Here is a 6,873-nt window from a genome sequence, read left to right as displayed (position 1 = left end):
CTTTCACGGCGGTAACACGGGTTCGAATCCCGTACGGGTCATCTTAAAAGCAGTTTGCATATGCAAACTGCTTTTTTTGTTTGTAAATAGAGTTTATTCTTTTGTCTAAACTCTATTTTTCGTTTTTCTATGATTTCCTCGCTCCAAATTGTATTTCTTATGGGACATCTATAAACGCTTGTTCTAAATTTCGAAAAAAAACCTACAATAGTAATAACGGAATACTGTTTGTACAAAAGGAGGGGAATGTGTGAAAAAAATTGTTTTGTGGTCCATCGGAGTTTTTCTTGTGTATGCAGCTTGTATATGGGTGTATTTATTTTATATAAGTGACACCTCTATTCCACAATCATTAAAAGGCACCAGCGTGGATCCGGCTACGTTTATGAATGCAAGAGAACTTATGTTAACCGAAAAATATTCAAAGATTAGAGATGCGCTCTTTTTTATCCGAATTCCATATGAGTGGCTAGGGTTTATTTTAATTTTAGTGTTAGGTGTGTCTAGGAAAGTTAATAAGTGGTCTAAAGACGTCAGCCGTTTCAGTCTTCTCCAAACTGCTATTTATGTATTTTGGTTATCTGTTCTGCTGCTGGTCTATTCTTTTCCTATGGACTGGATTAGCTATAAGCTTTCAACGGCCTACCATATTACGACGCAACCTTTCCAAGGATGGATGAAAGATCTTTTTACAGATTTTTGGGTGAACTATGCCACGATGTTTTTAGTGATTGCTGTGTTATATGCATTCATTCGTAAGTTTTCAAAAAGATGGTGGCTGTATGCGTGGCTAGTATCTATTCCATTTACGCTATTTTTGACGTTTATTCAACCAGTGGTTATCGATCCGTTATATAACGATTTTTATCCGTTAAAGAATAAAGAGCTGGAGACGAAAATTTTGCATTTAGCAGATGAAGCTCATATACCTGCTAAGCATGTATATGAAGTAAACATGTCTGAAAAAACGAACTCTCTAAATGCATATGTAACGGGAATAGGTTCTAATTCAAGAATTGTGTTATGGGATACTACTCTTAATAAATTGACGGAACGTGAAATTTTGTTTATTATGGCGCACGAAATGGGTCACTATGTGAAGAAACATATTTATGTGGGGATTGCTTCAGCTTTAATTTTATCGATTGTAGGTTTATGGCTAACGAAACATTTAGCTAGCTTTGTGATTAAGAGATGGGGGAAAGCATTAAAAATCACTTCTCTTAGTGATTTAAATTCATTACCGCTTATTCTACTTATTTTTTCTGTGCTCACATTTGCTGTAAGTCCGTTAACAAATATGCAGTCGCGTCATCATGAACTTCAATCTGACACGTACGCCATGGACTTAACAGGAGATAAACAAGCTGCTATTAAAACATTTCAGGATTTAACAAAATCAGGACTGTCCCAGGTGAATCCGCCGTATTTAGTGAAAATTTTCCGATATGGTCATCCAACAATACTGGAAAGAATTTCATTTGTTGAGAAGTATGAAAGAAATGAATAAGTGATATAAGAAAAAGTAAAGGATATATGAAGCCTTTTATACGTAGGTATTAATAGAAAAGCCTCCTTGCGAGTAGGAAAAAAATTCTAAAAGGAGGTTTCATTTTCGAAAGTACTGTTATATAATAACGTATGTAAAATAAAAACTGTTTTATAACAATAGGGAGGAATAGTTATTTGTGATTGAAAAGATAGCAGTCGAACTTATCAGCGTATATTCACCTCAGCAAAGTCATACTACATGTCCTTCAACAAATTACTTATTTCATCTACGTTCTTACTAACACTATGGCAAACTGCTAATTTACTTCATCATGAAACAGACATATTCTCACTGCTGCGTTTTCTATTTTTATGAATATAGAATTTTAAATTCATTAGGGGGTATAAAGAATGAAAGAGATTCGTGTAAAAAACCTTGAAGAGAACTGGAAAAGCGATGAGCGTTGGAAAGGAATTGAACGTCCATATTCTGCAGAAAAAGTCATTGGACTGAGAGGATCTATTGATATTGAACATACGCTTGCTAGAAGAGGGGCCGAAAAGTTCTGGAACTTATTAAAAACAGAGCCATACGTTCATGCATTAGGAGCTTTAACAGGAAATCAAGCGGTACAACAGGTAAAAGCAGGGTTAAAAGCAATTTACTTAAGCGGATGGCAAGTAGCTGCAGATGCAAACCTTTCAGGAAATATGTATCCTGATCAAAGTCTATATCCAGCAAACAGCGTGCCGCATGTTGTGAAACGAATCAATCAAGCGCTGCAGCGTGCCGATCAAATTCAGCATTTAGAAGGAGAAGGAGATATTGATTATTTTGCTCCAATTGTAGCAGATGCAGAAGCAGGGTTTGGAGGACAGTTAAACGTATTTGAATTAATGAAAGGAATGATTGAGTCGGGAGCATCTGCCGTACACTTTGAAGATCAATTATCTTCTGAGAAAAAGTGTGGTCATCTCGGCGGCAAGGTATTGCTTCCAACTCAGACCGCTGTGAAAAATTTGATTGCTGCTCGTTTAGCTGCTGATGTAATGGGTGTTCCAACACTTCTGATTGCTCGTACCGACGCTGATGCTGCTGATTTAATTACAAGTGATGTTGATCCTGTAGATCGCCAGTTTATTACAGGTGAACGCACCGCTGAAGGTTTTTATCGCACGAGAGCCGGAATTGATCAAGCTATTGCTCGTGGCTTAGCATATGCGCCATATGCTGATCTAGTATGGTGTGAGACGTCTGAACCAAACTTGGAACAAGCACAAAAATTTGCAGATGCTATTCATGAAAAGTTCCCAGGTAAAATGCTTGCTTATAACTGTTCACCATCTTTCAACTGGAAGAAAAAATTAGATAAGAAAACGATTGAAAAGTTCCAAAGAGAAATCGCAAAAATGGGTTACAAATTCCAATTCGTTACGCTTGCTGGCTTCCACGCTTTAAATCACAGCATGTTTGAACTGGCACGAGGGTATAAAACAAGAGGAATGGCAGCTTATTCAGAGTTACAAGAAAGAGAGTTTGCTAGTGAAATAAATGGATATACAGCTACGAGACATCAGCGTGAAGTAGGTACGGGTTATTTTGATGAAGTAGCGCAAGTAGTTTCTGGTGGGACTTCCTCTACAACAGCTTTAAAAGGTTCAACGGAAGAAGAGCAGTTTCAGGCACATAAATAACAAAAAATCTATGAGTGGAACGGTTAGGTACTTCCACTCATAGGAAAAAATCCTAACAAAAAAGATTCTTACAGATGTAAGAATCTTTTTTTATGTAGTAAACACGATTTAACAGACAGCTGTTCTTCCTGAGAAGAAAGTATCTGCCTGTTAAACGTACATATAAATCATTAACATGAATTAAGTTCTTAAAATATTAAGTAGATGTTTGAAGCAGGGATTGGTACTGTGCTGATAGCTCATAAAAAGCAGTTTCATCACGTTGATCTAATGCCGTGTTAATGTTTGTTTCTAACAGTTCTTTTTGACGCTTAAAAAGCGATTCATCAATTACCATTTCGATATAAACATCCAACATACTCACAGTATCAATTACTTTTTTCTTGCGAGCGAGGGACTTCATCATTTCCGTGTACGATTTTTCATTGTTCATACCTCATCACCTCTGCACCCTTTTTATTATTATATAGATTAAAAGAAGAAAAAACAACTAATTTTCTAAATTTTTAGATTTTTATTTTTAGAAATGATAAAGTAAAAGGGAAACGCTACTTTCGTTTTTATCGATTGACTATTTGGTTTAAAAATGAATGCTTGGGGGCGAAGAAATTGAATCATTTAAAAAAGCGTACGGTAACGATAGAGGATTTGTATGAATTGAAGTCTGTGTATAATCCTCAGATTTCTCCAGATGGAAAAAGTGTAGTTTATGCGGTTCGAGAAACGAAGAAGATAGAAAACAGTTATGAAACGCAGCTGTTTATGTTAGATCTTGAAACGAAAAAAACAAAGCAATTAACGTACTATAAAGGAAATAATCATTCTCCCGCCTGGTCCCCTGACGGCAAGTGGATTGCTTTTTTATCCGATCGCAGTCAAGACGTTCAGCTCTACTTATTAGCAGCAACGGGCGGGGAAGCAGAAGCACTCACAAATCTTGAAAAAGGCGTCAGTAATCCGGTATGGTCTCCTTATAGTGACGAAATTATGTTTTCTACAAAAGTAGCAGAAAAAGCTGTAAGAGTTGAACAAAATCATGAACATCCTCAGCCATATAAAGTGGAACGTTTACTGTACAAATCCGATGCTAGCGGCTATTTAAAAGGCGAATATACGCAAGTTGCTGTCGTTAAACTAAAAAATAAAGAAGTGACGTTTTTAACGGATGGACCTTATCATCACTCTATAGGATGCTGGGCCCCTGATGCAAACTCAATTGTATTTTGCAGCAGCCGAGGAGAGAATCCAGATTTATCGTTAACCATGGACGTGTTTATTTTGCATCGTGAGACTAAAAATTTAACATCTATTACAGCAGAAACAGGATATTTTCATCAAGTTTCGTGGTCACCGGATGGGTCATACATAGCTTACATTGGAAATGAACGTACATACGGATCAGCTTCAATGAACGACATATACATTTATCAGGTCTCTAACCAAAAAACAGCTTGTATCACTGCTGGCATAGACTTAGAAATAGGAGATATGGTAGCAGGAGATTTTCACTTTGGAAGAACCGCAGCGGGAATTATGTGGAGCAGTAAAGAAGAGTTTTATTTTGTCGTAAGTGAAAAGGGTTCTGTGGGCATATATAAAGGAAATGTGAATGGAAAGTTAGACCCTGTGCTTATGGATAGTGCTCACGTATATGGGGTATCCGTTCTTCCCAATGGTGAGGAAGCTATCGTAGCAATCAGTACATTTACACATCCTGGAGATCTTTATTCTCTAAATTTAAAAACAGAGGAATTAGTGAAGCTGACAAACGTTAATGACTCATTTTTACAGCATGTACAGTTAACGGAAGCAGAATCTTTTTACGCGACTTCTACGGACGGTATACATATCCACAGTTGGGTAGTAAAAGCTGCTGCTACCAATGATATATCTCCAACCATTTTAGAAATCCACGGAGGTCCGCATCTTATGTATGGTCATACATTTATGCTTGAATTCCAAGTACTTGCATCAAAAGGGTTCAATATCCTCTTTTCTAATCCAAGAGGCGGCAGAGGATATGGTCAAGCATTTACAGATGCGGTTCGAGGGGATTACGGAGGCATGGATTATACGGACTTGATGGCAGTAACTGACGAAGCGGTTAAGCGCTACTCTTATATTAATGAAGATAAGCTTGGCGTAACAGGAGGAAGCTACGGAGGGTTTATGACAAACTGGATTGTAGGAAGTACAAATCGGTTTAAAGCAGCGGTGACGCAACGGTCTATTTCAAATTGGACAAGTTTTTACGGCGTTAGTGATATTGGCTATTATTTTACCGAATGGGAATTAAAAGCTGATATTTATGAAAATCCGGAAAAACTTTGGAGCCACTCGCCGCTTCGTTTAGCGGAGAACGTTAAAACACCGCTGTTAATCCTGCATAGCGAACAGGATTATAGATGTCCAATTGAACAAGCTGAACAGCTTTATGTGGCACTGAAAAGAAAAGATAAAGAAGTAGAATTTATTCGTTTTCCTCAGTCTAATCATGAACTTTCTAGAAGCGGTAAGCCTAATTTACGAACGGCGAGACTAAAATATTTAACAAGCTGGTTTAAACGTTATTTAAAACAGTCTCAGTAAAAAGTGCATGGCTGTTCAACCAAATAGATGTGCGTAAATAAAGGCTGTATGGCAAACGTAAAAGGACAGGAAAGGTAAAACGCTGTAAAACTTTTGTTTGGTAAAGGAAAGTAGTACAATAAGTGAAAAGTAGCACAGTTGTTTAAATAAGGAGAACATTCGATGGATTTTGAAACATTAAAGCATTATTTGACATTAGACGGCGTCCTCGAGTTATTAAAACAATATCAATCATTTGGAATCATTCCCGGACTGCTGTTGCCTATTTTAGAAGCGTTTATCCCCATCTTGCCGCTTTTTGCGTTTGTAATGGCCAATGCTGCCGCTTTTGGCTTATGGTTAGGCTTTTTAATTTCATGGGTTGGCAGCTGCATTGGATCACTGCTTGTCTTTTTGATTTTTAGAAAATATGGACAGGCGAGGTTTTTGCATTTCATCAGCCGGCATGCGCAAATTCGAAAAATTATGATTTGGGTAGAAAGACACGGTTTCGGACCGCTGTTTATTATGCTTTGTTTCCCTTTTACCCCGTCTTCGGCCATTAATGTAGTAGCAGGACTATCACGTGTCAGTATGACTCAGTTTATGCTTGCTGTATTAGCGGGTAAAATGGTGATGATATTTATGATGAGCTTTATTGGGGCCGATTTTGTTTCATTTGTGAAACAGCCTCTAAAAGCAGTACTTGTTTTAGTCATCATTTTTGTTCTATGGCTTGTCGGAAAACAAATTGAACGAAGATTAAATGAAAAATCTAAAGTGAAACAGTATGACAAATAGTTTGTTTATATATAACAAATAGTGATGAAAGACTGCTTTTTAATATGCAGTCTTTTGTTATACATACAGCCAAAAGGGGTATTGTAAACTATAGAAAAGCCTTTTCTTATAGGGATACAACAGCATTTTTGAAAGGATTTTAAAATTTTTCTTAAAGACGTTATTTGTCTGTTTATTCGGTTAGTAGAACAATGCATATATAGAGTATCTGTCCAGTAATGAACAAGTTTTTTGTTTATCAATTATGAAAAATATGCTAAAATAAAAGAAAAAACTGGGAATAAATTAGACGTCTATTCCTAGTTGCACCTAAGTAAT

5 protein-coding genes are annotated in these 6,873 nt (G+C 36.9%); 4 read left to right on the top strand and 1 reads right to left on the bottom strand.

The features are described from left to right. The first annotated feature begins 250 nt into the window (after window positions 1-250). Together SB717_RS05960 and aceA are read left to right on the top strand one after the other, a co-directional pair. Window positions 251-1,510, top strand: a complete 1,260-nt coding sequence (locus SB717_RS05960) for a M48 family metallopeptidase (RefSeq protein ID WP_074679367.1) — start codon at window positions 251-253, stop codon at window positions 1,508-1,510. A 392-nt stretch (window positions 1,511-1,902) separates the two neighbouring features. Next, window positions 1,903-3,186 carry an isocitrate lyase gene (gene aceA / locus SB717_RS05955; RefSeq protein ID WP_028412422.1) on the top strand — a complete coding sequence of 428 codons (1,284 nt, stop codon included), beginning with the start codon at window positions 1,903-1,905 and terminating at the stop codon, window positions 3,184-3,186. Between the two features lie 196 nt (window positions 3,187-3,382). Here aceA and SB717_RS05950 read toward each other — a convergent pair whose 3' ends face one another. Further along, window positions 3,383-3,619 carry an IDEAL domain-containing protein gene (locus SB717_RS05950; protein ID WP_028412421.1) on the bottom strand — a complete coding sequence of 79 codons (237 nt, stop codon included), beginning with the start codon at window positions 3,617-3,619 and terminating at the stop codon, window positions 3,383-3,385. 176 nt (window positions 3,620-3,795) lie between these two features. Between SB717_RS05950 and SB717_RS05945 the strand changes: the two genes are divergently transcribed. Together SB717_RS05945 and SB717_RS05940 are read left to right on the top strand one after the other, a co-directional pair. After that, window positions 3,796-5,775 carry a S9 family peptidase gene (locus SB717_RS05945; protein ID WP_410903427.1) on the top strand — a complete coding sequence of 660 codons (1,980 nt, stop codon included), beginning with the start codon at window positions 3,796-3,798 and terminating at the stop codon, window positions 5,773-5,775. A gap of 162 nt (window positions 5,776-5,937) precedes the next feature. Next, the gene (locus tag SB717_RS05940; protein WP_074679363.1) at window positions 5,938-6,555 is read left to right on the top strand and encodes a TVP38/TMEM64 family protein; all 618 of its coding nucleotides are present in this window, start codon (window positions 5,938-5,940) and stop codon (window positions 6,553-6,555) included. Window positions 6,556-6,873 lie beyond the last annotated feature (318 nt).

Origin of the sequence: Priestia sp. SIMBA_032, from assembly GCF_046535215.1 — a bacterium.
GTDB lineage: Bacteria > Bacillota > Bacilli > Bacillales > Bacillaceae_H > Priestia > Priestia aryabhattai.
Note: the sequence above shows the minus strand (reverse complement) of the source record. Positions and strands in the feature narration are given on the sequence as shown.